General features: G+C 71.5%; 20 protein-coding genes. 12 read left to right on the forward strand and 8 right to left on the reverse strand.

All coding sequences use genetic code 11. The features are described from left to right. Positions 1–107 precede the first annotated feature (107 nt). Both ACWCQK_RS10250 and ACWCQK_RS10255 read right to left on the reverse strand, forming a co-directional pair. Positions 108–1658, reverse strand: a complete 1551-nt coding sequence (locus ACWCQK_RS10250) for a sodium:solute symporter (protein WP_451153953.1) — start codon at positions 1656–1658, stop codon at positions 108–110. A 137-nt stretch (positions 1659–1795) separates the two neighbouring features. Next, positions 1796–2776, reverse strand: a complete 981-nt coding sequence (locus ACWCQK_RS10255; protein ID WP_451153955.1) for an N-acetylglucosamine kinase — start codon at positions 2774–2776, stop codon at positions 1796–1798. Positions 2777–2977: 201 nt separating this feature from the next. Between ACWCQK_RS10255 and ACWCQK_RS10260 the strand changes: the two genes are divergently transcribed. The 6 genes from ACWCQK_RS10260 to ACWCQK_RS10285 all read left to right on the forward strand — a co-directional run bounded on the left by ACWCQK_RS10260 (position 2978) and on the right by ACWCQK_RS10285 (position 10200). Further along, positions 2978–3922 carry a MurR/RpiR family transcriptional regulator gene (locus ACWCQK_RS10260; RefSeq protein WP_451153957.1) on the forward strand — a complete coding sequence of 315 codons (945 nt, stop codon included), beginning with the start codon at positions 2978–2980 and terminating at the stop codon, positions 3920–3922. A 45-nt stretch (positions 3923–3967) separates the two neighbouring features. Then, the gene (gene murQ / locus ACWCQK_RS10265; protein ID WP_451153959.1) at positions 3968–4864 is read left to right on the forward strand and encodes an N-acetylmuramic acid 6-phosphate etherase; all 897 of its coding nucleotides are present in this window, start codon (positions 3968–3970) and stop codon (positions 4862–4864) included. A gap of 350 nt (positions 4865–5214) precedes the next feature. Then, positions 5215–7017, forward strand: coding sequence for a diacylglycerol kinase family protein (locus ACWCQK_RS10270; protein WP_451153961.1), 1803 nt, complete (start codon positions 5215–5217; stop codon positions 7015–7017). Continuing rightward, positions 7018–7971 (forward strand): YihY/virulence factor BrkB family protein, encoded by a 954-nt coding sequence (locus ACWCQK_RS10275; protein WP_451153963.1) that lies wholly within the window; start codon positions 7018–7020, stop codon positions 7969–7971. A gap of 6 nt (positions 7972–7977) precedes the next feature. Continuing rightward, entirely contained in the window at positions 7978–8787 is an 810-nt protein-coding gene (locus ACWCQK_RS10280) for a phosphatase PAP2 family protein (RefSeq protein ID WP_451153965.1), read from the forward strand. A gap of 201 nt (positions 8788–8988) precedes the next feature. Further along, positions 8989–10200 carry an AI-2E family transporter gene (locus ACWCQK_RS10285; protein WP_451153967.1) on the forward strand — a complete coding sequence of 404 codons (1212 nt, stop codon included), beginning with the start codon at positions 8989–8991 and terminating at the stop codon, positions 10198–10200. A 49-nt stretch (positions 10201–10249) separates the two neighbouring features. Here ACWCQK_RS10285 and ACWCQK_RS10290 read toward each other — a convergent pair whose 3' ends face one another. Next, positions 10250–10651 (reverse strand): cofilin family protein, encoded by a 402-nt coding sequence (locus ACWCQK_RS10290; protein ID WP_451153969.1) that lies wholly within the window; start codon positions 10649–10651, stop codon positions 10250–10252. A gap of 308 nt (positions 10652–10959) precedes the next feature. Between ACWCQK_RS10290 and ACWCQK_RS10295 the strand changes: the two genes are divergently transcribed. Next, complete coding sequence (locus ACWCQK_RS10295) at positions 10960–11676, forward strand: hypothetical protein (protein WP_451153971.1); 717 nt, start codon at positions 10960–10962, stop codon at positions 11674–11676. A 165-nt stretch (positions 11677–11841) separates the two neighbouring features. Continuing rightward, positions 11842–13953 (forward strand): FUSC family protein, encoded by a 2112-nt coding sequence (locus tag ACWCQK_RS10300; protein ID WP_451153973.1) that lies wholly within the window; start codon positions 11842–11844, stop codon positions 13951–13953. 24 nt (positions 13954–13977) lie between these two features. On the opposite strand, the gene ACWCQK_RS10305 is transcribed toward ACWCQK_RS10300, so the two are convergent. After that, complete coding sequence (locus tag ACWCQK_RS10305) at positions 13978–15930, reverse strand: glycoside hydrolase family 15 protein (RefSeq protein WP_451153975.1); 1953 nt, start codon at positions 15928–15930, stop codon at positions 13978–13980. 173 nt (positions 15931–16103) lie between these two features. Further along, positions 16104–17717 (reverse strand): FAD-binding oxidoreductase, encoded by a 1614-nt coding sequence (locus ACWCQK_RS10310; protein WP_451153977.1) that lies wholly within the window; start codon positions 17715–17717, stop codon positions 16104–16106. A gap of 67 nt (positions 17718–17784) precedes the next feature. On the opposite strand from ACWCQK_RS10310, the gene ACWCQK_RS10315 reads away from it, so the two are divergent. From ACWCQK_RS10315 to ACWCQK_RS10325, 3 genes are all read left to right on the forward strand, one after another. Then, a complete protein-coding gene (locus tag ACWCQK_RS10315; protein ID WP_451153979.1) occupies positions 17785–18411 on the forward strand; it encodes a TetR/AcrR family transcriptional regulator in 627 nt (208 codons plus the stop codon). A 619-nt stretch (positions 18412–19030) separates the two neighbouring features. Continuing rightward, positions 19031–20107 carry a fatty acid desaturase family protein gene (locus ACWCQK_RS10320; RefSeq protein ID WP_451153981.1) on the forward strand — a complete coding sequence of 359 codons (1077 nt, stop codon included), beginning with the start codon at positions 19031–19033 and terminating at the stop codon, positions 20105–20107. A gap of 177 nt (positions 20108–20284) precedes the next feature. Beyond that, a complete protein-coding gene (locus ACWCQK_RS10325; RefSeq protein ID WP_451153983.1) occupies positions 20285–20623 on the forward strand; it encodes an SCO0607 family lipoprotein in 339 nt (112 codons plus the stop codon). A 226-nt stretch (positions 20624–20849) separates the two neighbouring features. Here the strand turns inward: ACWCQK_RS10325 and ACWCQK_RS10330 are convergent, their stop codons facing one another. From ACWCQK_RS10330 to ACWCQK_RS10340, 3 genes are all read right to left on the reverse strand, one after another. Beyond that, positions 20850–23579, reverse strand: a complete 2730-nt coding sequence (locus ACWCQK_RS10330) for an FtsX-like permease family protein (protein ID WP_451154612.1) — start codon at positions 23577–23579, stop codon at positions 20850–20852. 152 nt (positions 23580–23731) lie between these two features. Then, on the reverse strand, positions 23732–24532 hold the full coding sequence (locus ACWCQK_RS10335) for an ABC transporter ATP-binding protein (RefSeq protein WP_451153985.1): 801 nt from the start codon (positions 24530–24532) through the stop codon (positions 23732–23734). 301 nt (positions 24533–24833) lie between these two features. Then, positions 24834–25550: a PadR family transcriptional regulator gene (locus tag ACWCQK_RS10340; protein WP_451153987.1), complete on the reverse strand. Its 717-nt coding sequence runs from the start codon at positions 25548–25550 to the stop codon at positions 24834–24836. 337 nt (positions 25551–25887) lie between these two features. Between ACWCQK_RS10340 and ribB the strand changes: the two genes are divergently transcribed. Further along, positions 25888–26547, forward strand: a complete 660-nt coding sequence (gene ribB, locus ACWCQK_RS10345) for a 3,4-dihydroxy-2-butanone-4-phosphate synthase (RefSeq protein WP_451153989.1) — start codon at positions 25888–25890, stop codon at positions 26545–26547. Positions 26548–26549: the final 2 nt, after the last annotated feature.

Raw genomic sequence — 26549 nt, forward strand, 5'->3', positions numbered from 1 at the left:
TTTTTTTTTGGGGGGGGGGGGGGGGGGGGGGGGGGGGGGGGGGGGGGGGGGGGGGGGGCGCCCCCCCCCCCCGCCCAGGTCCGGGGCCGTGGGAGCGCCGCCGTGGGTCAGGCCGCCGTCACGGTGTCCTGCTCGGCCTTGTCGCGCACCGGCGCGGGCTGCGGGGCCGGCGCCTGGTGGAACAGGCTCATCACGCCGCCCACCAGCAGGGTGATGACGACGCCCAGCGGGACCAGCCACTGCGCCGCGATGGCGGTGGGCACCGTGGCCCCGGCCACCGTCACGTCGATCTTGACGCTGCGCACCACATAGGTCATGACGCCGATCGTGACCAGGAAGGCGACCACGGCGTCGGTCTCGTTCGAGCGCTTGATCAGGCGGCCGAGGAGGAACGCGCCGAGCAGCGCGCCGTAGGTGTACCCGGCGATGGTCAGGCCGGTGACGTAGACGTTGCCCGTGCTGGTGCTGAACGCACACGCGAAGATCGCCATCAGTACGGCCCACACCAGCGTCATCACGCGGGCCAGTTTCAGCAGCGTCTCGTCGGAGGGAGCCCGCTTGAAGAAGCTGTGGATGATGTCCGAGACGGTGGAGTTGGACATCGAGTTCAGCGCGGACGACAGCGAACCCATCGCCGCGCCGAGGATGCCGGCCACCAGCAGGCCCGAGACTCCCACGGGCAGGTCGTGGAGGATGAAGTGCGGATACAGGTTGTCCGCGGTCTCCAGGCCCATGTCCGCGAACGTCTTCTGGCTGTTGTAGCTCCACAGCAGCGCGCCCACGAGGGAGAACGCGGCGAACTGGATGGCGACGAAGATGCCGGAGCCGATCATGGCCTTCTGGCTGTCACGCAGGCTGTTGGTGGCCAGGATGCGCTGGACGATCAGCTGGTCGGAGCCGTGGCTGGCCATCGCGAAGATCGCGCCGCCGATGATCGCGGTGGGCAGGGCGAACGAGCTGGTCATGATGTGAGCCAGGTCGAAGTCGGTGTCGAACAGCTTGAACCGGCCGGCGTGCAGGGCGTCGGAGAAGCCGCCACCGCCGACGTGGCCGCTGAGGACGGCGATCGCCAGGATCGCGCCGCCGATGTACAGGATCATCTGGATGGCGTCGGTCCAGATGACCGCCTTGATGCCACCCATGTAGGTGTAGAGGACGGTGATCAGGGTCAGCACGATGATGATGATCTTGAAGTTGGTGTGCACGCCGAGCTCGTCGAGCAGCAGCTTGATCGGGATCGCCGAGGCGAACAGGCGCACGCCCTCGGCGAGCAGCCGCGTGAAGACGAAGGTGACCGAGGCGAGCCCCTGCAGCTTCAGACCGAACCGGTCACCGAGGTACTGGTAGGCGCTGACGAAGCCGCCTCGCTTGTACAGCGGGATGAGCACCGTGGCGACGATCACGCGGCCGACGATGTAGCCGAAGGCCAGCTCGACGTTCCCGAAGCCGCCGCCGGTGTAGGCGGCGCCGGGCACGCTGATGACCGTGAGCACGCTGGTCTCTGTGGCCACGACCGAGAAACAGACGGTCCACCAGGGCATCTTGCCTTCGCCGACGAAGTACTCCTTCGCCGACTTCTGCCGCCCTGACAGGCGCAGACCGATCCAGGCGATCGCGATGAGATACGCGACGATCACCACGAGGTCCAGGTGACGCACAGGCTCGCTCCTTTGCGAGGGGGCCGGTGCGTGCACACCGGCTGTGACGGGCGGGTGCCGGAGCACCAGCGGGGGGACGGTAGGCGGAACGGATCGGTGACCCGCCGGGCCTCAGGGCCGGACGGGGGAGGTGGCGATCACCGGGGTGGGGCCGCCGGGATCGTCGTACGACGTCGGACACGGGTGACGAAGGGTTCGTGCGGGAAGCCGCCGCCGAGGGCGAGCCGTCGCGCCCCGTCGAGCGGATCGCCGAGCGGCGCCTGGAGGCGCAGCGACAGGCCGGACTCGGCGATCACGGCACGCAGCGGGTCCAGCAGGGGACCGCCGACCCCGGCGAGCCCGCCGGTGATGGCGACCGGGACGGGACCGGATGCCCCGATCTGTCGTGCGGCGGCGATCACCGCCTCCCCCAGCGCGGCCGCGGCCGCCCGCATGATCTCGGCGGCGACCCGGTCCCCGGCGGCGGCCGTGCGGCCGACCACGGGAGCGAAGGACGCGGCGGTCCTGGCCGGGTTGTTCTCCTCGGTCAGAACGAGGGGCAGCCGGCCGAGTTCGCCGAACATGTCGATCGCCGCCTGACGCAGCGCGGTGCCCTCGCCCCGGCCGTCGAAGGCGCGCAGCGCGGCCCGCAGCCCGGCGAGGCCGATCCACGCGCCGCTTCCCTCGTCGCCGAGCCAGGGGCCCCACCCGTCGACCCGGGCGAGCACTCCCCCGTCACCGACGCCGACGGCGACCGCCCCGGTCCCCGCGGCGAGCACGACACCCGCGCCGGTGCCCAGGGCTCCCGCGTGCGCGGTGATCGCGTCACTGGTGACGGCGACCTCGTCGGCGGGCAGCCGCTCCAGCAGTCGATCGGCCAGAGCGCGGGCGGCCTCGGGGGCGGCGGCGGCGCCCGCCGCCCCCACGCACACCACGTCCAGGCGGCCGGTCCCGCTGTCTTCGAGGAGCGCTGCGCCGACGGCGAGGATCGCGGCTTCCGCCGAGGCCACCCCGTCGGGACCCGCGAGTCCAGGGGCACCGGGGGCCTCGCGCACGAGGCGGGGTTCATCACCGTGGCCGGTCCAGATCGTGGCGCGGCAGCCAGTCTTTCCCAGGTCCACGGCCAGCACTGCCGTCATACGTGCGCTCTCCTCTCGAAGCCGGGGAGCGGGCCGGCGCGGATTCACCGCACGGTCCGCCGAAGGTCGTCCAATGTGCAGCGAGTATCGGAAGGTCGACCTCCACATGTCAATAAGTTACAGCTGATCATTTGCTCCGTAGCTTTTTGACCTAACCCCGGGCCGTGGCTACGCTGGCGCCCACCCACTCAGGAGGACCTCATGGCGCACCCGGTCAACCGGCAGGACGCGGCCGGGCCGACACCGGAATCGGCCGCCGACATCCTCGTCCGCATCCGCGGGGCCCTGCCGTCGCTGGCGCCGTCCGAACGTCGTGTGGGCGAGACCGTCCTCGCCGACCCCGCGGCGGCCGCGAGCCTGTCCATCGGCGCACTCGGAGACTTGGCGGAGACCTCCGGCGCCACGGTGATGAGGTTCTGCCGGGCCATCGGACTGGCGAAGTACGCCGAACTGCGTCTGGCCCTGGCCCGCGCGGCCGCACGCGAGGACGCGCTCGGCGGAGACCGTCCGTCGCCGAGCACCGACATCAGCGCCACCGACTCCCTCGCCCAGATCACCGAAAAGATCATCTACAACGAGGTACGCGCCCTGGAGGAGACCGGCCACGGCATCGACATCGCGGCGCTGGGCCGGGCCATCGACGCGGTCAGCCAGGCGCGCCGGGTGGACATCTTCGGCGTGGGAGCCAGCGGCTTCGTGGGCCAGGACCTGCACCAGAAGCTGCACCGCATAGGCCTCATGGCGTTCATCTGGACCGACATGCACGCCGCCCTCACCGCGGCCGCGCTGCTCGGGCCAGGCGACGTGGCGATAGCCATCTCCCACTCCGGCTCCACCCAGGACACCATCGAGCCCCTGAGGGACGCGGCCGAGCGCGGTGCGAGCACCATCGCCCTCACCAACTACGCGCGCTCGCCCCTCGCCCAGAGCGCCGACGTGGTCCTCACCACCAGCGTCCGGGAGACCCCGTTCCGCTCCGGCGCCACCGTCAGCCGCATCGCGCAACTCGCGCTCATCGACTGCCTCTTCGTCGGAGTGGCGCAACGCTCCTACGACGACGCGACCACCGCCCTCCAGAACACCTACGGCGCGATCCACCGACGCACCCGGCAGCCGGCCCCCCGCCGGTCGCCCGCCGACAGCTGACGCGCTCTCACGAGCTCCGCCCCCACACGAAAGGAAGCACGCACCGTGGACCTCAGTGCGCTCGGCACCGAAACCCGCAACGACCGTACGGCCGAACTGGACCGTATGCCGGTCTCCGAACTGCTCGACGTCATGAACGCCGAAGACCAGTCGGTCGCCCTCGCCGTGCGCGCCGCCCTCCCCCAGATCGGTGCCGCGGTCGAACTGATCGCGGACTCACTGCGCCAGGACGGCCGGCTCATCTACCTCGGCGCGGGGACCAGCGGCAGGATCGGCCTGCTGGACGCCGTCGAGTGCCCGCCCACCTTCGGCACCTCTCCCGACCAGGTGATCGCGCTGCTCGCCGGCGGCCCGAACGCGTTCGTCGTCGCCGTCGAGGGCGCGGAGGACGACCCCCAGGGCGGCGTCAACGAACTGCAGGGCGTCAAGCTCACGGCGCGCGACACCGTGGTCGGGCTGGCCGCCAGTGGCAGAACGCCCTACGTGGTCGGAGGCCTCGACTACGCCCGCTCGGTCGGGGCCGCCACCGTGTCGGTGGCCTGCAACGCGGACGCCGTCATCAGCCGGCACGCCGACGTGGCCATCGAGGTGGTCACCGGTCCCGAGGTGCTGACCGGCTCCACCCGTCTCAAGGGGGGCAGCGCCCAGAAGATGGTCTGCAACATGCTCTCCACGGCCGCGATGGTGCGCATCGGCAAGGCCTACCGCAATCTGATGGTCGACGTCCGCCCGAGCAACGACAAGCTCGTCGAGCGCGCCCGGCAGATGGTGGCGGAGGCGGCGGGCACCGATCCGGAGACGGCGACCCGCGCTCTCGAGATCACCGGCGGCCACGCCAAGACCGCGATCGTGATGCTGCTGGCGAGCTGCGGCCACGACGAGGCCAAGGCCCGGCTGGAGCGCTCGGGCGGCGACGTCCGCGGCGCCGTCGCCCAGGGCTGACCTCGGCGGCCGGGGCGGCATCGAGGCGGCGTCCGGCGCCCTCCTCCCGCGCAGGCCGGTCGCGGTGCGGGTCCCGCACCGCGACCGCCGCGTTCCCCCACCGCCGCGTTCCCCCACCGCCGCGTTCCCCCACCGCCGCGTTCCCCCACCGCCGCGTTCCCCCCGCCGACCTCTTCACCCGCGTCCCACAGGCGACAGCCCCCGGCGCCGACCCTCTTCGGACGGCTCCGGGCACGCCCGAACGCCCCGCCGCGGCAGGACTGAGCGGGCGAGGTCGGGGCAAACGTCGGTCGACATGGAGGAAGAATCCGGCCGAACGCGCAGGCGACGCGCTGACCGTGGGAGACACGATGCCGACCGCCGTACCCGAACCGACCGCTCAGCGGTCCGGCCGATCCACCGAGCCGCCCCGCGCAGTCCGTTCGATCGCCCTGCCCCGCGGTATGGGACGGACATCGGCTCGCATCGGCGCGCTGACGACGGGTCAGGCCGCGCTCATGGTCGGGGCGGGGCTGCTCATCACCGGTCCGGCACGCCGGATGTGGCCACTGACCGTGGAGGACCGGATCGAGGAGGGTCTCGAACAGGCCCGCACACCCGCCCTCACCGCGCTGTCCTCCGTCGGGTCGGAGGCCGGGAACACGCTGACGGTGGTCGCCCTGACCTTGCTGGCGTGCGTGGGCCTGGTGCTGATACCCCGGCTGCCGATGTGGCGGCAGGCTTCCTTCCTCGCCCTCGCCGTCTCCCTCCAGGCACTCGTCTTCCTCGTCATCACCACCGCGGTCGACCGGCATCGCCCTGACGTCGACCGGCTCGACGCCTCACCGCCCACCTCCAGCTACACGTCCGGGCACGTCGGGGCGGCCACGGCGTTGTACGCCGGACTGGCCGTCGTCCTGCTTCGCCGGCCGGGCGGAGCGTGGCGCAAGGCTGTCGGCGTGCTGCTGCTCATCGTCCCGCTCCTGGTGGGCGTCGCCCGGCTGTACCGCGGCATGCACCACCCGACCGACGTGCTGGGCGGCCTGGCCAACGGCGGCCTCTCCCTCCTGATCGTGGGCCACGCCCTGCTCGTCGAGAAGACGGTGACCGCGCCCCCGTCCAGCGGCGTCCGCGGCCGTGACACGGACTCCCCCGCGGGCGCCCCGTACGTCCCCGGTACCACCACCGTGATCCTGAACCCGACGGTCACGGCGGAGCACGAGCGCGAAGCACTGCGGCGGGTCCTCGATCGCCACGGCCATCACGGGGCCGAGTTCGTCGAGACAGCGGCGGACGACCCGGGCGCCGGACAGGCCGCCCGCGCCGTGACCGGGGGCGCCCGTCTGATCGTGGTCTGCGGCGGCGACGGCACCGTGCGCAATGTCGCCGCCGCCCTGGCCGACAGCGGGATCCCGCTGGCGATCGTGCCCTGCGGGACGGGGAATCTGCTCGCCCGCAACCTCGGGCTGCCGCTGGCACCGGCCGACGCGCTGGACGCGGCGCTCCGCGGCCGTCCGCGCCCCGTCGACCTCGGGCGGATCGCGGGCGACGACCTCGCCCCCACGTACTTCACGGCCATGGCGGGGGCCGGACTGGACGCCGCGCTGATGGAACACACCGACGACCGGGCCAAGTCGGTCCTGGGGTGGCCCGCGTACGTACTGGCCGGCGTCGGCGTCCTTCGCACGCCCCGGGTACGGGTGACGATCCGCCTCGACGACGGACCGCTTCTGCGCCGCAGCGCACGCATGGTGCTCGTGGGCAATGTGGGCACCGTTCAGGGCGGCGTGACGCTGCTTCCGGCCGCACGGCCCGACGACGGAGTCCTCGACCTGCTGGTCCTCGACCCGCGCGGCCCCGCCGGATGGTTCCGCGCCCTGGGCGCGGTACTGAGGGGCGGGCGCAAGGCGGCACGTGCGAAGCCCGTCCGCCGGACCGTCGCCACGACCACGACCGTAGCGACCACCAACGCCACGGCCACCTCCACCTCCACCAACAACGGCAACCAAGCGCCCGGACCGGTGGAGTCCTTCGTCTTCCGGCGAGCCGAAGTGACCTTCGACGCCGCGCAGCCCCGCGAACTCGACGGCGACACCGTGGCGCGCGGCCGCCGGCTGACCGCCGAGGTCGCACCCGGCGCGCTGACCGTCATGCTTCCCCAGCGGGAGCACTGAATGGGAACCGCCACCCATGTTCCCGTGACCCGCGACATGCGGGGCGGCGAACTGTCGGCGGACGAGGCCCTGGCGTCACTGCGTCGCTACGGCCGCTGGCCGCTGCTGCGGGACTCGTTCATCCGCTTCCGCTACGCCGACGGCTTCAGTCACTCCCGCGCCCTGGCCCTGCAAACGGTGCTCTCGGTCATCCCCATGGCCATCGCGTTCGTGGGACTGTCCGCCTCCCTGCACACCGAGGACATCGGCAGACTCGCGGAACTCACGATCCATCGGATCGTCGCGGGTCCCAGCGCCGACGTGGTCGACGACGCGCTGCGGCGCAGCCGACACAGCGCGGGCGACGGAGCCCAGGTCGCCCTCTGGTTCGGTCTGGGCTTCTCCCTGGTCAACATCACCACCGCCATGTGCCAGATCGAGCGCGGCGCGAATCGCATCTACGGCAACGAACGCGACCGGCCCTTCCACCGGAAGTACCTCCGCGGCCTCGTCATGTCCGTCAGCGCCGGGCTGCCGCTCGGCCTCGGATTCGTCGTGATGGTCGCGGGCAAGGATCTCGCCGCCGCGGCCGCCGCCGTCTACCACCTCAACGGGCTCTCGCAGACCGCTTGGAGCGTCCTGCGCTGGCCCTTCGGATTCCTGCTCGCCCTCATCTCGGCCAGTGCCATTTTCCGCAGGTCACCACGGCGCAAACAGCCCGGCTACACCTGGCTCGCCTTCGGCGCGGCGGTCTATCTGGTCCTGTGGACCTTGCTGACCTGGCTGTTCAGCCTCTACCTCGACGTCAGCGGGTCCTTCGACACGGTGTACGGGCCGCTCAGCGCCTTCATGTCACTGCTGCTGTGGGCCTACCTGACCTCGATCGCCCTCTTCCTCGGGCTGTCCTTCGCCGCGCAGTTGGAGGCTTCCCGGGCACTGCGCCCGGGCCCGATCAACGACGACCCAGGAGTGTGATCGCCTGTGCCTGTCCCCGCTCGGCGTCCGCTCGCCCGACGGCGGGGCGACGCCGACCGCCGCTACGGAGTCCACCTGCTGGGGGCGGCCGCGGCCGCCGCGGCCGGCGCCGTACCCTTCGGACTCCTGCTCGTCCTGGTCAAGAGCCGGTGGGGACCCCTGCGACGCCTGGACTCGGGTGCCGCGGGGCGTCTGCACGTGATCGCCGTCGATCACCCGCTGTGGACCGAGACCCTGCGCTTCCTGTCCGACCGGGTGGGGGACCCGGTCACGCTGCGCACCGTGGTCGCGCTGCTCACCGTCTGGCTGCTGTACCGCCGGGCCTGGCGCCTGGCCGCCTGGTCCGCGGTCACCGCCGTGGCCGGTGGACTGATCGGCTGGCTGGTCAAGGCGGTGACGGAGCGTGCCCGGCCGTCCCTGGAGGACCCGGTGGCACACGCTCCCGGCTATTCCTTCCCGTCGGGGCACACGATGACGGCCACCACGTCGTTCGCCATCCTGCTGCTGGTTCTGCTGCCGCTGGTCCCGCGCGTCTGGCGTCCGGTGTGCTGGGCGGGCGCCGCCGTATCGGTGGCGGGTGTCGGCTTCACCCGTGTCGCGCTGGGCGTTCACTGGTTCAGCGACGTCGTGGGCGGCTGGCTCCTCGGGGCGGCCGTGGTCGCGCTGACCACCTGGGCGTTCGAGGCGTGGCGCGCGGACGCCGGAGGGTCTCCGACCGGCGTCGGGGACGGGCTGGAGCCCGAACTCGGCACGGGGCGAACGGAAGCCGACCTGTTCGCTCCGCGCGCGCCCACGGGCCGTCGCTCGCGCGGGTGAGGGCGAGCACGACCCCCGCACGGCCGCTCGCGATGTGTGGCCCATCAAGGTGATCCGGAGGCCTCGCCGTCGCGACAGCGGACATGTCCGGCAGCGGCTGCTGTTGAATCTCACCCTGTGCTCGCGGGCGATGGCCGCGATGCCCACCCGGGCGGTGCGCCAGTGGCGGTGGTCCTTCCCTTCTGAGAGACAGGTGCGCCCGTGAGGTTCTGGAACTGGTGGGAGCACCTCCGCGCCAAGGTCGAGGAAGCGGACGCGCGTCACCGGTCGGCGAACGCGGGGAACGACGATGTCCCGGAGACGGCATCGCCCTCAGAACGCGGGGATGCCGTGGCGAGCAGACCAGAGCCCGCCGCGGCCGTTCCCTGGGGCGTGCGGGTCGCCGCGGAAGCCGGTTGGCGCCTGCTGGTCATCGCGGCCTCCCTGTGGGTGCTGGGGCGGGCCATCAGCACGGTGCGCCTGGTCGTACTGGCGTTCGTGGCCGCCCTCCTCATCACGGCGCTCCTGCAGCCCACCGTGGCCCGTCTCCACAAGCACCGGGTGCCGCGGGGCCTGGCGACCGCCTCGACCGCGCTCTGCGGGTTCGTACTGCTCGGGCTGGTCGGGTGGTTCGTCGTATGGCAGGTGATGGACAACCTCGACGACCTCTCCGGCCGGCTTCAGGGCGGGATCGACGGACTCAAACGATGGCTGCTCCACAGCCCCTTCCACATCACGGAAGCGCAGATCAACGACTTCACCCAGAAGCTGAGCGACGGCATCGGCTTCAGCAGCGAACGGCTCACGTCGGTCGGCATCCATGGCGTCACCCTGCTCGTGGAGATCGTCACCGGAGTCCTGCTGACCGTGTTCTGCACGCTGTTCCTGCTCTACGACGGATCCCGCGTCTGGCGATGGACCCTCAAATTCGTTCCCGCTCCCGCCCGCCCCGCGCTCGCCGGCGCCGGTCCCGTGGCCTGGCACACGCTCACCGCGTACGTACACGGCACCGTCATCGTCGCCTTCATCGACGCCGTCTGCATCGGCCTGGGCATCTACCTCCTGGACGTACCTCTCGCCCTCCCCCTCGCCGTCGTCATCTTCGCCGCCGCCTTCGTGCCCCTGGTCGGCGCAGTGGTCTCCGGAGCGCTGGCCGTCGTCGTCGCCCTGCTGGCCGAAGGCGTGTTCACCGCGCTGCTGGTGCTGCTCGTCGTCCTCGCCGTACAGCAGCTCGAGGGCCACATCCTGCAACCCTTCATCCTCGGGCGCGCGGTACGAGTGCACCCGCTGGCCGTGATCCTCTCGGTGGCCGCGGGAGGACTCGTGGCCGGCATCGGCGGCGCCGTCGTCGCGGTCCCCCTGGTGGCGGTGGCCAACGCGGTGGTGAGCTACCTGTCCCGACACCATGGCCCGCGGCCGGGCGCGCCGGCGTAGGGCGTCCGCCGAAAGACGGATCCGGCCGCGGCCGCCGGCGGAGGAGCGCTCAGCCGGCGAGCGCGACCAGCCGTCGGTAGTCCAGGTGCTCTCTCCGCCTGGCCGTGACGTGCACATGTACGTCGGTCAGGTGCTCCTTGAGCGCCGTGTATCCGGTGGTGTAGCTCTCCTCCTGCCCGCCGGCGAGAGCGGGGATCCAGAAGATCACGAGCCGCTTGTTCCTCCGGGTGCCCTCCGCGCTGGCGAAGGAGATTTCGTGGACGACCAGGCGCGGCTCGTCGGCGGGCAGGGCCTGGAGCAGTTCGTCATGGGTCAGGTTGCCCTCGACCTCGAGGACCAGGTCACCTGAGGTGTCCCGGTAACTGAGGATCACGGTGTTGATCTCCCGTGTCTCCTTGAGATGTTGGAGAGCACCAAGGCAGTCTTCCGACAGGCCGGTCGGACTGTTCACGCGAACCTCGCTCTGTTCATGGCCGGACCTGAAGTTCAACGACCCGCTCCCCACCGAAGGCACGGCGGGTGCGCCGCTCGTACGACATGGCCGACCGACTACGCCCGGTCCGGCCGTCGGCCCGCGAAAGACCGCCGGAGTCGAGATCCGCGCCGATGCCCAACGACCGGGCGATTCCGTGAACTTGACCAGGCAGTGCGGGAGTCGCGCGTACAAAATGGCCCACGGACGCACGCGGTCGGCGCCCTCATACGGTCACGTTACAATCCGTTGCCCTTCCACGAGCAGCACACGCAAGGACGACCTCCATGGCGAAGAGCCGCGTCGAAGCCCGAACGAGGCACCCCAGGCACGAGCGCCGCGGTGAAGCGCGGCTGCCCGGCGTGATCGCCACACTCGTCGCCATCACCTTGTACGTGGGCCTGCCGCAGCAACTCCTGGTCGCACCGCGCTATGTAGTGCCCGCGTGGGAACTGCTGCTTCTGGTCCCGCTCGTCGCGATCAACCCCAAGCGGCTCACCCGGCAGACCAAGGCCTTCCGTTTCCTCTCCTTGACTCTCGTCCTCATCATCGCCGTCAGCAACCTCACCGCCCTGGGCATCCTCATTCACGAGCTGATCCACGCCGACGTGAAGGACGGCCGCTCCTTGCTCGTCGCCGCGCTCCAGGTCTGGCTCACCAACATCATCGCCTTCGGCCTCGCCTACTGGGAACTGGACCGGGGCGGCCCCGTCGCGCGCACCCAAGCCCCCCGCGAAGCGCTGCCCTTGGCCGACTTCCGCTTCTCGCAGGACGAGAACGACGACGCGGTGGAGGAGGTCGCCGACGGCGCCAGCGGCACCTCCGACTGGGTTCCGACCCTCGTGGACTACCTGTACATCTCCGTGACCAACTCGACCGCCTTCAGCCCGACCGACACCATGCCCCTGTCGACCCGGGCGAAGTTGTTGATGAGTGTCCAGAGCGTCGCCGCCCTCCTGACATCGCTTCTGGTCATCGCTCGCGCGGTGAGCATTCTGCACTGACCACCGCTTGCCGCCCACTGAACGTGAACTGCGTGGATGCACGCACGGTCACCAGCTGTCTCCGTCCTGAACAGCGTCGTCCTGGCTCAGCGAGTGGCAGTCACGCCGGGGCTGGCAGACGATGAGAGTGCTGGTTCCGCGCCTTGCCGCGAAGGAGTCCCGGACATGCGCTGGTGGTCGTCGCTGATCACGATCGGGCGGGAAGGTCTGCGCATCCAACGGGCGTTCGCCGCCCCGGTGGTGATCGCACGCGCCGTGCTCGCCGTACTCCTCGCCACGATCCTCGGCCTGCTGCTGGACGACCCCCTCGCCGGGGCCATGGCCAGCGTGGGTGCCTTCATCTGCGGCATCGGTACGCTGCTGAGCCCGCTGCGACATCCTGTGGTGAACGCGCTCGGGATGGCCGTGGCCTTCAGCGCGATGGCCGTGGTGGGCGCCTTGGTGAACGACATCACCTGGCTGTTCCTGCTGCTGCTCGCGGTCGCGTCGTTCGCCACCGGGCTGTGGCGCACGCTGGGCGTCGCGCCCGGGATCAGGGCCTGCCTGGCGGTCATCGGACTGATGATCACGGCTGATCTCGCTCCCGATGTGCACGGCGGCCTGCTGATCGCCGGATGGATCGCGGTCGGGAGCGGAATCGTCGTGGTGGTGTCCCTGCTCCCGCCGTACGGCCCACGGTTCGCCTCCCAACGCCGTACCCTCGCGGCCCTGTACCAGTCGCTCGCCGACGACGCGCTCGCGCCCGACTCGCCCGCCTCGGGCGGATCGGCTCCGTTCACCGTGGCCCGGCAGGCTCTGGATGTGCTGCCGCAGTTCAGCCGGCCGGCGGCGGCGGCGCTGTTCGGGCTGCTGGGAGAGGCCGAGCGGATCCGCCGCGCCCAGCAGACCTCACGGCTGACGGTGCCCGCGGGGGCGGCCGGGAACCAGGAGGCGCGGGCCACCGCGCAGGTGCTGGGCAGCATCTCCCGTACGGTCGCCTCCGGCCGGGAGCACCGCGCACCGGAGGAGGCACACGCCGTCCTGGAGTCGTGGGCGACCGTTTCGCCCGCGGGAGGCCCGTGCGACCTGGTCGCACGGCTGCGCTCCGCCGAGCAGCTGGCCCGGCGCTCGACCGACGACCACCTCGGTGACGTGCTGGAACCGCACACCGAGGTGCCGGGCCTGTACGCGGGCACCCCCTCCGTGGCGCGCACCGCCCGGCGGATCCGGGCCCAGCTACACCCGCAGTCGCCGATCTTCCGCCACGCGGTGCGGCTCGCGGTGGGCGTGGTGATCGCCGAGATCATCGGCCGGTCGATCGGCGGCTGGGGCGGACTGGGCATCTCCGCGCACGGCTTCTGGGTGTCCCTCACCACCATGCTGGTGCTCTTCCCCGAGTACGGGCACACCATCGCGCGCGGCTGGGGACGGGCGGCGGGCGCCGTCCTGGGCGGTCTCCTCGCCTGGGTGCTGTCGCTGCCGAACTGGTCGCCCGTCGGCCTGGCGGTCGTGGCGGTGATCCTGGCCGCCGCGTCGTTCGTCACCCTGCGGACCGGGCAGCTGATGCTCAACCTGTGGCTGACCACCTGGATCGTCTTCCTGATCCACCATGTCGGCGGGCTGCCCGGGCCGACGGCGTGGGCACGGTCGGCCGACACCGTGGTCGGCGCCGCGATCGCCGTGCTCATCTTCCTGCTCTGGCCGACCTGGTCCACCCGGCGGGTGCCGGGGCTGCTCGCGGAGTGGCTGCGGGTGCAGGACCGGCTGCTGCCCGAGCTGCTGACCGGCTACGCCGACGTGGGGGCCACCGACCCGGCAGCCGTCGACGCGCTACGAGCACGGTCACGGCAGGTCAGGGAGCACCTGGAGGCCGCCGTGCAGCAGTCGCACGCCGAGCCGGCCGAGCATCGCGGCCCCTGGTCGGGTGAGCAGCTGGAACAGCTCAGATCACAGGTGTCCCAGGTCGCCGGCTGCGCCACGCTGCTGGGGGAACACCTGCCGCGTACCCCGCAGGACACCGTGCCGGAACTGACCGAGCTGGTCGATCCGCTGCACGAACATCTCTCCGCCCTGGCCCGCGCCGCCGCCGGAGCCGAGACCGTGGCCCCGGGGGCACTGCGGTCCGTCTTCAACTCCTTCACCGCCCGATCCGGCCTGCTGGCCCAGACATCCGACGGCTCCGCCGGTGTCACGACCAACCGCGCCGTGGGCCTGAGCACCGCGACCGTCGACGCCGTCGAGGCCCTGACCGCCACCATCGCCTCCCGCTACCGCCCCCGGCGTCACGCGGCGGCCTGAGACCGGAGCCACGCAGTCGCGCGCTCACCTGCGGGTGACGTGGCCCGACGGATAGGTGGTGCTCAGGGTGACGGACGGACCGCCGTCCACGCCCGCCATCGGTTGCCCGTAGAGAACCGGGACCGGCGAGGTGGGCGGGAAGCCCGGCGCGGCCGCGTCGAGATGGGCGTCCAGACTGAGTGCCGCCGTGACGAGTGCGAGGTGGGTCAACGCCTGTGGAAAGTTGCCGAGTTGCTCGCCGGTCAGCCCGATCTCCTCGGAGTACAGGCCGAGATGGTTGGCGTAGGTGAGCATCTTCTCGAAGACGAGTCGCCCCTCACTCAGGTGGCCCGCGCGAGCGAGGGCCTCGACGTACCAGAACGTACATGCCGAGAAGGTGCCTTCGGCGCCGTGCAGGCCGTCGGGAGAGGCAGCGGGGTCGTACCGGTACACGAGACCGTCGGACACGAGATCCTTCCTGATCGCGTCCAAGGTCGACAACCACCGCGGATCCTGCGGGGGGATGAACCCGACCGCGGGCATCCGCAGAAGCGCGGAGTCCAGGACGTCGCTGCCCAGGTGCTGTGTGAACGCGGCCCGCCCCGAACTCCACCCGCGCCCCAGGATCTGCCAGTAGACGGCGTCGCGTTCCCTCGTCCAGCGCTGCACCTCGGCGGGGCGGCCGCTTCGGGCGGCCATGCGGATGGCCCGATCCATCGCGATCCAGCTCATGAGCCGTCCATAGGTGAAGTCCTTGTCACCGCCGCGCGTCTCCCAGATACCGGCTTCGGGACGGTCCCAGTTCTCACACACCCAGTCCACCGTGTCGATCAGCGCCTGCCAGATGCGACAGGTCGTCGGCAGGCCCCGCTGGTCGGCGAGATGGAGGCACTCCAACGCCGATCCGAAGATGTCGAGCTGCAACTGGTCGGCGGCGCCGTTGCCGACCCGCACCGGCGCCGAACTCCGGTAGCCCTCCCAGTGATCCAGCGTCTGCTCCGCCAGGTCGGAGGAGCCGTCGACGCGGTACATGACCTTCAGCGGGCGCTCGCCCGGACCGGTGTATTCCTGCACGCGGTCGCCCAGCCACTCGGTGAACGCCACGGCCTCCTCGGTGAATCCCAGCCCGAGCAGCGCGTGCAGGGACAAGGAGGCATCGCGTACCCAGGCGTAGCGGTAGTCCCAGTTGCGTTCGCCGCCGACCTGTTCGGGCAGGCTGGTGGTCGGGGCCGCGACCATGGCGCCGGACGGAGCGTACGTCATGAGTTTGAGCGTCATGGCGGAGCGGTTGACCGTCTCCCGCCACCGTCCGGTGTAGCGCGAACGCGCCAGCCAGGTGTGCCAGTAGGCGATGGTGTCCTCCAGAAGCCGCACGCATTCCGCCGGCGCGACGATGCGTGGCGGTCCGTCGGCGAACGTCTCCAGGACCAGGCCGCGGGTCATACCGGCCCGCAGCCGTACGGTCATGCACACATCACCAGAGCGAATCCTGCGGCCGCTCGCGCACTCGTCGTCGAGTGCGTCCACCACGTGCACGGTCATGTCCGTGTCCCGGCCGGCGAAATGCCAGCCGCCCCGGTGCGAGGTGACCTCGTGCGGCTGACGCCCGTAGTCGAACCGAGGGGAGATCTCGATGTCGAACGCGATCTCGCCGCGTGTGCACCGCAGCATGCGGACCAGCCGGTGTGTGCTGGTCGGATTGCGCGGCGAGGCGGGCGGCATGAAATCCACGACCGATCCGACGCCTTGCTCGGTCATGAATCTGGTGAGCAGCACGCAGGTGTCGGGGTAGTAGAGCTGCTTCGTCGCGTACGTTCGCGCCTGGGGCACGATCGTCCACCGACCGCCGCTGTCGCCGCCGAGCAGCGCTCCGAAGATGCTCGGCGAGTCGAAGCGCGGGCTGCAGAACCAGTCGATCGTGCCCTCGGTGGAGACCAGCGCGGCCGTCTGCAGATCACCGATGAGTCCGTGGTCCTCGATCAGCGGTTGTTCGCTCATGGGGGCCTCTTCCCGTTCCGTCCGGCGCCGACGGTGACGTGGTTGCCACCGGCCACGCCGCTCGCGCGCACCCGCACACACGACGCGCCCCACTTCCAGACTGCACGGCACGCACGGGGTTCGCATCACTCCCGGAGGTGGCCCCCTCGATCAGGCGTCGTGGACGCACGCGATCAGGTCTTCCGGAGGGGATCGATCACCGCGCCGGGGTTGAGGATGCCGGCCGGGTCCAGCGTGGCCTTGCCGGCTCGCAGGACGGAGGCGAACAGGTCGGGGCGCTGCTGGTCGTACCACGGCCGGTGGTCACGGCCCACCGCGTGGTGGTGGGTGATGGTCGCCCCGCAGGCGATCAGCGCCTGGGAGACCGCCGCCTTGATGTCGTCCCACTGCTCCACCGTCCTGCCCCACGTACCCGTGGCGTAGATCCCGAAGTAGGGTGCGGGGCCGTCGGGATAAACATGGGTGAAGCGGCAGGTCACCACGCCTGTGGCACCGACGCGGCGCATGGCGTCCTGGGCCGCGTCGTCGACCGCCGCGCGCAGTGCGTCGAACCGGTCCCAGGTGCAGGCGGTCTCGAAGGTCTCCACGATCATGCCCTGCGCCGCCAGCGCGTCGCGTTGGTACGGCATCCGCAGGAACGAGGAACGCCAGGTGTCCGCCGCTCCGCCGCGCGCGCTCCGTTCGGCGGTGTCGGTGTACCGGGGCGGCTCGGACAGGGTGCCGCCGTGGTCGCGGCAGAGTTCCAGGGCGCGTTCCATCCGGACGGTGACGGGGTGGTCCGCGGATTCGAACCCGAGCACCAGGACGGCCGTCGCGGATCCCGCGTTGAGGAACGCCTCCATGGGGTCGAGGAGCCTGCAGTTCGCCGGGTGAAGACCGGACTGGGACAGGGCGCGGACGGCTCGCACGCCCGCGTCGTGGTCCGCGAAGCCCACCGACGCCCCTGCCCGCCATCGGGGGCGCTCCTGGAGCCGGACCCATGCCTGGGTGATGACGCCGAGTGTTCCCTCGGAACCGAGGAACAGCCGGTCGGGGGAAGGACCCGCGCCCGAGGCCGGAAGCCGGCGGGACTCGACGACACCGGCGGGGGTGACCACCCGGAGGGACTCGGTGAGGTCGTCCATGTGGGTGTGCAGCGTGGCGAAGTGGCCTCCCGCCCGGGTGGCCAGCCAGCCGCCGAGGGTGGAGAACTCGAACGACTGAGGGAAGAACCGAAGCGTGTGACCATGCGGCCTCAGTTGTTCTTCCAGCCGGGGGCCGAGCACCCCGGCCTGGACCAGTGCGGCTCGGCTGGTGCGGTCGATCTCCAGAACCCGGTCCATGGCGGTGAGGTCCAGACTGACCACGCCGGAATACCCGTCGTCCACACGGGGCTCGACACCACCGACCACCGAAGTGCCGCCCCCGAAGGGGATCACCGCGATGCCGGCGTCGCCGCACCAGTCCAGCACCTGGACGACCTCGGCCTCCGAGGTCGGGCGCACGACGAGGTCGGGCACGTGCGGCAGCTTTCCCAGCAGCGCCCGGACGACGTCGCGAAACGCCTGCCCATGGCTGTGCGCCAGCCGGTCACGGGCGCCCGCGGAGACGATCGAGGCCAGGGAAGGGGGCGCCTGGACCCTGCTCACACCGACGTCGAAGGACTCGATCGGCGGGGCCGCGTGGTCGGTCAGGTCAGCGCCGGGCAGCAGTTCCGAGACCCGTCGGCTCAGCGCCGCGCGTTCCGCGCCGACCACGGCGTCCTCGACGTTGCCCCATCCCCACCACGAACGCGTCTTACGTCGCACTGACCACACCACCGATCTGAACGAAGGGTAAGTTACCGTCGGGTCACCGTGGCATAGGATGGTGGTCATGGGCAAGCAGGTGAGCGTCACACGCGGTGTGGGCACCAAAGGCATGCCGCGCAAGGACCGGGAGCGGCTGATCCTGGACGCGGCGGCGGCCGAGTTCGGCGCCAAGGGCTACGCGCGGGGGGCGATCGCGACCGTGGCCGCCCGGGCGGGAATCACCAAGCCCATGATCTACGAGTACTTCGCGTCCAGAGACGGCCTCTACCTCGCCTGCCTCGACCGCGCGGGCTCCCGCCTCGTCGCGGCGGTGCGCGGCGCACAGGAGGGGCCGGCCGACATCACGCGCGCTCCGCGCACCCTGGAGGCCATCTTCCGTGCCCTGGAAGCGCACCTGGAGGACTGGGAACTCGTCTACGATCCGACCCTGACGGCGGACAGCGGACTCTACGGCGCGGCCACCGTGTACCGGCGGGAACTGAACCGCATGGGAGCGGCCGGCGTGGCCGGCTTCCTCAGCAGCTCCGCGGCCACCGATCCGCTCGACGTCGACCTCGTCACGCACTTCTGGTACGGGACCGTGAGCGCGTCGGTCACCTGGTGGCGGCATCATCCCGAGCAGACGGCCGACGACATGACCGCGCGCTGCCGACGGATCTTCGCCGCACTCTTCACACAGGTCACCGGCTGAATCACCACGCCGCCCCGCGCACAGCCGGCCACCGGCCGCGGGGCCAACTGCCGGGCCCCGTGGGTCTGTTCGCGCACAGACGCGCAGGCCCGGCGGCCGCATGAAACCGCGCGGCCGGCTGGGGCCGGCGTCCGACCTGCCCGCCTACACGCAAGAACCCCGCCCCGGATCTCCGGGGCGGGGTCTGTTCGAGCGCCGGGCAGGCCTTGCACCTGCATTTCCCCGCAGGAAGCGGGGCGTCTTTCCTTGGACCACCGACGCACAGCGCGTGAACCGCGTTTCCGCGGCACGCTCAAGATCGAGTATAGCGCGCCCCGGCCAGGCACATCGTCGAGTGTCGCCGTATCGCGGGCGCGCGTGGGTTGTTGGCATTCGTTACGCCGACGAAGCCACCCGGCCCGCGGCCGTACGCGGCGAGCCTGACGTGGTGCGGCCCCTGGCAGTCCGGTGGCCGCGGCACGACCCGGCGCTCCGGCGGCGGACGCCGGGACGGGAGAAAGTCCAGCTCAGTGGCGTAGTGGTGGTGACATCCCCCTGGGACGGTGGGGGGCAAGCCCCCCAGGAGGGCTGTGCCTGGCAGGCTTGTCCGGGCCGGACGGCCGTCAGCAGACTCGGCTTCATGACGACTTCCCCTGACGCCACGGTCGCGGCCGCAACGCCCGCCGTCCGTCCCCGTAGATCGGACTCCGAGGCCGGCAGTGACTTCGCCCGGCTGTCCCAGCGCATCACCGAGGCAGGGCTGTTGCGGCGGCGCACTGGCTACTACACGCTGCGGCTCGGGCTGGTGACCGGACTGCTGGTGGCGGGGTGGGCGGCGTTCGTGGCGCTGGGCGACAGCTGGTGGCAGTTGGCGGTCGCCGCCTTCATGGCCCTGGTCTTCGGCCAAGTCGCCCTGGTGGCCCATGATCTGGCGCATCGGCAGGTGTTCCGGCGGCGGCGCCCGAGCGAGGTCTGGGGCCGCCTCTTCGGCAATCTCGGCATCGGCATGAGCTACGGCTGGTGGATGAACAAGCACACCCGCCACCACGCCAACCCCAACCACGAGGAACTCGACCCCGATGTCTCCCCGGACATCCTGGTGTGGTCCACCGCGCAGGCCCGCGACAGCAGCGGTCTGGCCCGCCTCGTCGGAGGCCACCAGGCGTTCCTGTTCTTTCCGCTGCTGACGCTGGAGGGCTTCAACCTGCATGTGTCGAGCGTGCGGGCACTGCGGTCACCGTCGATGAAGAACCGCCTGGCGGAAGGCGGTCTGCTCTTCCTGCACCTGGCGGTCTATCTGACCGCGCTGTTCCTGGTCCTCTCCCCCGGCAAGGCGGTGGCGTTCCTCGCCGTGCACCAATGCCTTTTCGGTGTCTATCTCGGCTGTACGTTCGCCCCGAACCACAAGGGCATGCCGACCTTCACCGGCGACGAACGGCCCGACTTCCTGCGTCGTCAGGTGCTCACCTCGCGCGACGTGCGGGGCGGCCCGCTCACCGACCTGATGCTCGGCGGCCTCAACTACCAGATCGAGCACCATCTGTTCCCCAGCATGCCCACCCCTCATCTGCGACGGGCCCAGGTCGTCGTGCGCGCGTACTGCGCGGAGATCGGCGTGCCGTACCACGAGACCGGGCTGATCCAGTCCTACGGCGAGGCCCTCGCCCACCTGCACCGGGTGGGCGAGCCGATCAGGCGCCGACGCAAGGCGACCTGACACGGCCCGCGTTCGCGGACCGCGATGGCCCCGGTCACCAGGATCACCCGCACTGACTCCTCGGAGCAGGGCGAGTTGAGCATTCGCGCGTGAGCTCGTGGGTACGCGTACTCAGGGCTCGGTGGCCGCCGGCGGCAAGAGTGGGGGCAGCCCCGACGACAGGAGACGATCGTGTTCATGCACCGTAACGCCGGCCGACCCACCACCGCCTTCCGCCCCGGCAGGTCGCGGGCCGTCGGCGCCGCTCTTGTCGGCGCGGCAGCGGTCGTGGCGCTCAGCGGATGCTCCGGCCTGGAGTACCGGGAGGCCATCTGCGGCAGTGGCGAGTACCCCGTCCTGACCGTGAACGGCACCGGTTCGGCATGCACGGCGAACGACCAGAAGCCCCCGTCGGGCTACACCCGATACCCGAAGGGCAAGGTGCCCCAGCACGTCGGCGACAAGTGGGACGTCTACTGGGACACCCACACACTCGATGAGAACGGCACCATCATCGACGCGCCGGACGCCGGCTGAACGGACGACCCGCACTCACGCCGCGACGGCCGACGCTCGCACGGCCTGGCCGACACCAGTACGGCCGCCGCCGGTACGACTGACGCCCTCGCGGCCGACCGGCGCCGGTACGGCCGGCGCTCTCGGTCGACGGCTCGCCCCTGCTCGTCCCGCCCGTCACCACGGAGGTGTGTGCGGGCAGGGGCGCCCGTCCGCTGTCCGAGCGGCGCGCCCCGCGCCCGCCCTCCTATTCCTGGGCGCGGCGGCCCATGTGGCTGCGGGAGCGTGTGACCAGGGCCGCGAGCAGTGTCGCGCCCAGGGGCACCAGGACCAGCAGCAGGCCGATCGTCGTCCACGGCACCACCAGGGGAACGGAGTTGTGCAGGAGCACGTGACCCTGGTCCAACCCCTGCCGGGCGAGATCCAGCGCGTGCCGCCGCTCGGTCCGCCGCAACGCGACGGCGGGAAGGATGCCCGCGGCCGTCCCCAGAAGCACGCCCATCGCCGAGACGACTCCGCACTGGAAACCGGACAGGGTCCGCCGGACCCGAGGCGGGGCCCCGACCGAGGCCAGTGTCCGAAGGTCCGCCTCGGCGTCGGCCTGGGCCAGCCCCGTCGCGATCCCGGCCGCGCCGATCGTCACGAGGCCCGCGAAGATCGCCAACGCCACCAGTATCAGGCTGTTCTCGGCGGGGTATCCGCGTTCCAGGTAGACGTCGGCGTCGGTGCCCAGCTTGGCGATGTCCTCGGTCAGTTGCTGCTGCTCGGACTCGGTGGGCATCCGCGAGGTCGCGAAGAGGTCGCCCAGTGGCACCGACTTCAGCCCCGCGGCTCGCGCGGCCGACTCCGGCACCACCGCCGAGATCCCGTACGACGGAGCACTGCTCAGCAGCACGGGCAGCGTCGTGATCGTGCTCTCCGTCTTCGAACGGTCGGGAATCACCCGGAGCTTGAGGGAGCCGTGGTCGGCGTAGGCCCGGTTGAACAGCACCGTCCTGCCCTGGGCGAGAGCCCGCTGTGCCGCGGGGTCCTCGATCCCCAGTACCCGCAGCACCCGCGGACCGCCGACCAGCAGACCCCCTTCCGCGTCGATCGGCGGCAGAGCGTCCATCCCCTGACACCGCCAGTCGGTCGCGAAGGACCGCAACTGCGTGGTGCTGAAGGTCTTGTCGGGGTCGGACGGACACTCGTTGGCCTGGGGCGTCACCGGTTCCACACCGCCGCAGCCCGGCTGTGAACTGTACTGATCGCAGATCCGGGTACCGGCCGCCAGCCGAAGGACATCCGCCCGCTCCACGACCGGGAAGCGCTTGTCCACGCTCTGCCGCACCGCCTCCAGGCCCTGGCCCGAGCGAAGGCTGACGGCGAGCACTCCGCTCGGCGCCCTCGCGCTGTACTGGTCCCGGTTCTGCTGGTCCTGGCTCGCCGTGTACGTGGCGACGGCGACCGTACCGGCCACGGCCGCCAGCACCGCGGCCACCGCGGGCGCGGTACGGCTGCGGTTGCGCACCGCGTCCCGCAGCGCCAGCCGCGGGGCGAGCGGCAGCCACCGGCTGAGCCGGCCGAAGCCTCCGACGAGCAGGGGTGTCAGCGCCACGAGGCCCAGTTCGGCGATGGCGGAGCCGCCGGCCACCACGTAGGAGTTGTCGCTGTGCAGCGATCCGTAGAGGGCGATCGCCGCTCCCAGACAGACCGCCGCGCAGCCGACCACCGGCAACGCCCGTCCGGCTCGCCTGACCCCTTTCCGTCCGGTGAGGGAGGAAAGCACGCTCTGCCGTGAGGCGGTGACGGCGGGCACGATCGCGGCGAGCAGTCCGGTGAGCACCGCGAGCCCGGCGATGCCCAGCAGTTCCGCGGGCCGCAGCACGATCCCGCCGAACCGGCTGCCGACATAGTCCTCCAACGTGGTGCGCAGCAGCAGCGGCAGCACGGCGCCGGCCAGGATGCCCACGACCGCTGCCGCGCACCCGATCACCAGTCCACCGGAGAGCACGATCGCCCGGATGTGCCGGCGGTCGCCTCCGTTGGCTCCGACCAGCCCGAGGTGGCGCCGCGAACGCCGGGCGCCGACCGCGAACGCGGGTCCGGCCAGCAGACAGACCTCCAACAGGGCCAGGCCCGCGATGGTGGCCGCGGCGGTCAGCTCGGCTCGATGATCGTCGGCCGGCCGTTCGCCGTGGCCCGCGAGGCGGTTGAACGGCACCTCGGAGTCGGCGGGCGGATCGAGCGTCACCGCTCGCGAACGGACCGTCACTCCCAGGGTGTTGGCGCGTCGCACCATGTCCCAGGTGAAGTCGCCCGGAACCACGACCAGGTAGGAGGGCGTCCGCGGTGTGCCGAGATCCGAACCGGCCGCCTCGCGTGCCGCGTGGTACGCGTCGATGAAAGCGCCTGGCAGGGCGTCCAGTTGATCGGCGTTCAGCATGCTCGGCAGGTCGTAGGCGCCGACGATGCGGTAGGTGCGGTCCAGCCCGAAGGCCCGGACGTCGGATCCGACGTGCAGTCCGCTGTGCTCCAGGAACGCGTTGGTCGCGATCATCTCGTCCGGCACGGTGGCGAAACGGCCCCGGGTCAGGTCCATGATCCCGGCAGCGATCGGGTCCGCCGCGTTCATCTCCCTGACCTCGGTGTACTTCATCCCGGACTTCGTCAGGACGCCGGCGTAGGTGTTCGCGTCGGTGATGGCCCGGGATCCCCGGGGCGCGCCGGTCATGGGGTCGACGCGGTCGACGGCCGCGTCACCGGCGCCGTGGGCGATGCCGGGAGCGGCCGGGCCGCCGGAGTCCACCGCCTGCCGCGCCGGCAGGGTGCTGTCGCCCGACGTCGTCTGGAACACCGCCTGGTGGCCCAGGCCCGCGTCGTCCAGCCGGGCGTCGGCGGCCCCGATCTCACGGGTGATCGTCTGCTGCCGGGTCAGCTGCGAACTGCGAATGGTGATGTCGGCGGCACTGACTCCCATGATCGGTACGGCGATCATCGCCAGCACCATCAGGGTGCGGCCCTTGGCACGCCAGGCGTCGCGGCGGGCGATCCGGACGGCGACCCGCCAGCTGTGGAACCGGCCGGCCGCCGGGACGCGTCGGGAAGCCGCAGCAAAGGGCGGGGTGCGGTCGTTGTTCGTCGGGGTGGTCACCGGGCCGAACCCCCGGACAGCAGCGACTCCGCGGAAGAGCGCAGCGTGATGTCCACCACCGTGCCGTCGCGCAGGAAGACCACCCGGTCCGCCCAGGCGGCGAACCGTGGCTCGTGGGTGACCAGGACGCCGGCCGCCCCGGCGTCGCACCGGTTGCGCAGCAACGCCAGCACCGCGTCACCGGTCTCCGAGTCCAGCGCGCCGGTCGGTTCGTCGGCGAGGACCAACCGGCGGTCGCCCACCAGGGCCCGGGCGACGGCGACCCGCTGCTGCTGGCCGCCGGACATCTCGTCGGGGAAGCGGTCGGCGAGCTGCTCCAGGCCCATCTCCGCCAGCGAGGCGAGCGCTTCGCGGCGAGCCGACCGGCTGCTGACGCCGTCCAGTTCGCGGGGCAGCGCGATGTTCTCCGCGGCCGTGAGCGCGGGTATCAGGTTGTAGTCCTGGAAGACGTAGCCGATGCTGCGTCGGCGCAGCGCCGCCATCTCCTTGCGGCTCGCGCGGGTCAGGTCGGTGCCCTCGACCACCACGCGTCCGGACGTCGGCAGGTCCAGCCCGCCGGCGAGGGTCAGCAGCGTGGACTTGCCCGATCCCGACGGGCCCATGACGGCGACGAGTTCGCCCGGGTACACGGCCAGGTCGATGCCGCGCAGCGCCTGCACCTCGGTGGCTCCGGAGCCGTGCACCCGGGTCAGCGCTTCGAGGAGCAGTACCGGGGCGTCGGCGGCCCCGCCGCCGGATCCACCCGGGCCCGGTCCGAGCGGGGCCGGCGGTGTGGACGATGTGTTCTGGCTGGACATGAGCTGCTCTCTTCCCCGGTGGTTCGCGACCTGCTGGATGGCTCGGGCACGGGCGGTGGTCGACCGACCGGCCCCGGGTGTTCTCGTGGGCGGTGAGATGGTGGTGTGGCGGCGGTGTGGTGGCGACGCGGCGGATACGTGCCTGGCGTCGACTGCGGCGTCGGGCCTGGCGTCGACCTCGGCGTCGGGCCGGGCGTCGGATCCCCCGCCGGGCCGCGCACCTGATCCCTCGCCGGGCCGCTCGCCGGCCGCGGCGTCGAGTGGGGCGTCGGATCAAGCGGGCGCGGTCGGCGCCATCGCGCTATCGGCGGGTTGCGGACCGCCTGAGTCCGCCGCGCGGCCTCCCGCCCTGAGCGGCCGCCGTGTCGGCGCTGTCGTTCCCCGCCGTGTCGGCGGTTCCCGGGTCCGACACCGTCGTGGACGTGCCGGCCGGCGGGGTGGCCGATGACGAAGGGGCCGACGGTGCGGCCGATGCCGCGAGTCGCGTCAGCCGCGTCTCGCAGTGGTCGAGCCAGCGGACCTCGGCCTCCGCCTGGAAGATCATCTGTTCGAGGACCAACTGCCAGGCCACATCGTCCCGGCCCGTCCGATCCTCGCCCCGGGTCGCCGCTTCGAGCGCCTGCGACTTCAGCCGCGTGTAGTCCTGCATCGCCGTGATGGTGTGCACGCGCTGGGCCTGGATGACCGCACGCACATCGACGTCGGAGGACCCGACGGCCATCGCGAGCTTGATCGCCAGCTCGTTCCGCGGCGGGTTGGCGCGGTCCACGGGACTGGCGAACCACTCCCGCAATTCGGCCCGCCCGGTGTCGGTGATCGCGTAGAGCGAGTGGCCGCCCTCGTCCTCGCCTGCGGGCACCACCAGCCCGTCCCGCTCCAGACGGGAGAGCGTGGTGTACACCTGCCCGACGTTGAGCGGCCAGGTGGAGCCCGTACGCGACTCGAACTCGTTCCGGAGCTGAAAGCCGTAGCGCGGCCCCGGTTCGAGAAGGGACAGCAGGCCATGACGGATTGACATACTCAGTATGTATACCGCGTATGGTCGCCAGCGCAACTCCCGCCCGCCTTCCGAGCCGGCCGACACACCTCCTCGCCGTCCGGCTCCCGGATCGTGTCCGGAGGAGGCTTCGCGACACGACGGGTGACGGCCACTCCTCGTACATCGCACGGACACTGGCCACCGCCGCACCGGAGCCCGCCGAGGTGGTCCGGGACGAGGCACCGGCCGGGGGGCACCCACCGCAAACAGCCTCCCACCTGCGATGCCGCCCTGGACGAGCCGCTTCTGACCGCTCCTCGTCCACTTGGCGTACGTATCGCTCAAGGTTGCTCGTCCAGCCACCGATGCACTCCCCGTGAACGGTGGATACGACGTATCGGTGCTGCGTTCGGACGCGGGCCTGGACACGGTGGCGGTCGCGGTCAAGGAGTTGCGGGCCGGTCGGCCCGTGATCGTGGTGGACGACGCGGACCGCGAGAACGAGGGCGACCTCGTCATGGCGGCCGAATTCGCGACCGCCGCGACCCTGGGGTTCTTCGTCCGCTGGACCGGCGGACTGATCTGCGCGCCGATGGCGCCGGAAGTGGCCGACCGGCTGGACCTGCCGCTGATGGTCCCGGCCGCCACCGGCGTCGACGCGACCGCGTACACCGTCTCGGTGGACGCGGTCGGCGTCGGCTCCGGCATCTCCGCCGCGGACCGGGCGACGACCCTGCGGACCCTGGCCGATCCCGGCGCCCGCCCCGACCGCCTCATCCGTCCTGGGCACGTGCTTCCGCTGCGCGCCCGCCCCGGCGGGATCGCGGAACGGCGCGGGCACACCGAGGCGACCGTCGATCTGCTGCGCCTCGCGGGACTGTCACCGGTCGGTGTGATCAGCGAGGTCTGCGAGGACGACGGGTCCGTCGCCCGCTCCGCCCGGTTGCGGGCCTTCGCCGACGAACACGATCTGTCGCTGATCACGATCGAGCAGCTGTCGGGCGAGCTGCGTCCGTCCTCCCCGGCAACGGTGTGACG

It is taken from the genome of Streptomyces sp. NPDC002306 (assembly GCF_053593435.1).

Excerpts from the sequence above, each read along its gene's own strand:
- ACWCQK_RS10255 (WP_451153955.1), bottom strand. The coding sequence starts at position 2,776 with ATGACGGCAGTGCTGGCCGTGGACCTGGGAAAGACTGGCTGCCGCGCC.
- ACWCQK_RS10260 (WP_451153957.1), top strand. The coding sequence starts at position 2,978 with ATGGCGCACCCGGTCAACCGGCAGGACGCGGCCGGGCCGACACCGGAA.
- ACWCQK_RS10270 (WP_451153961.1), top strand. The coding sequence starts at position 5,215 with ATGCCGACCGCCGTACCCGAACCGACCGCTCAGCGGTCCGGCCGATCC.
- ACWCQK_RS10275 (WP_451153963.1), top strand. The coding sequence starts at position 7,018 with ATGGGAACCGCCACCCATGTTCCCGTGACCCGCGACATGCGGGGCGGC.
- ACWCQK_RS10295 (WP_451153971.1), top strand. The coding sequence starts at position 10,960 with ATGGCGAAGAGCCGCGTCGAAGCCCGAACGAGGCACCCCAGGCACGAG.
- ACWCQK_RS10300 (WP_451153973.1), top strand. The coding sequence starts at position 11,842 with ATGCGCTGGTGGTCGTCGCTGATCACGATCGGGCGGGAAGGTCTGCGC.
- ACWCQK_RS10305 (WP_451153975.1), bottom strand. The coding sequence starts at position 15,930 with ATGAGCGAACAACCGCTGATCGAGGACCACGGACTCATCGGTGATCTG.
- ACWCQK_RS10315 (WP_451153979.1), top strand. The coding sequence starts at position 17,785 with ATGGGCAAGCAGGTGAGCGTCACACGCGGTGTGGGCACCAAAGGCATG.
- ACWCQK_RS10320 (WP_451153981.1), top strand. The coding sequence starts at position 19,031 with ATGACGACTTCCCCTGACGCCACGGTCGCGGCCGCAACGCCCGCCGTC.
- ACWCQK_RS10325 (WP_451153983.1), top strand. The coding sequence starts at position 20,285 with ATGCACCGTAACGCCGGCCGACCCACCACCGCCTTCCGCCCCGGCAGG.
- ACWCQK_RS10330 (WP_451154612.1), bottom strand. The coding sequence starts at position 23,579 with ATGATCGCCGTACCGATCATGGGAGTCAGTGCCGCCGACATCACCATT.
- ACWCQK_RS10335 (WP_451153985.1), bottom strand. The coding sequence starts at position 24,532 with ATGTCCAGCCAGAACACATCGTCCACACCGCCGGCCCCGCTCGGACCG.
- ACWCQK_RS10340 (WP_451153987.1), bottom strand. The coding sequence starts at position 25,550 with ATGTCAATCCGTCATGGCCTGCTGTCCCTTCTCGAACCGGGGCCGCGC.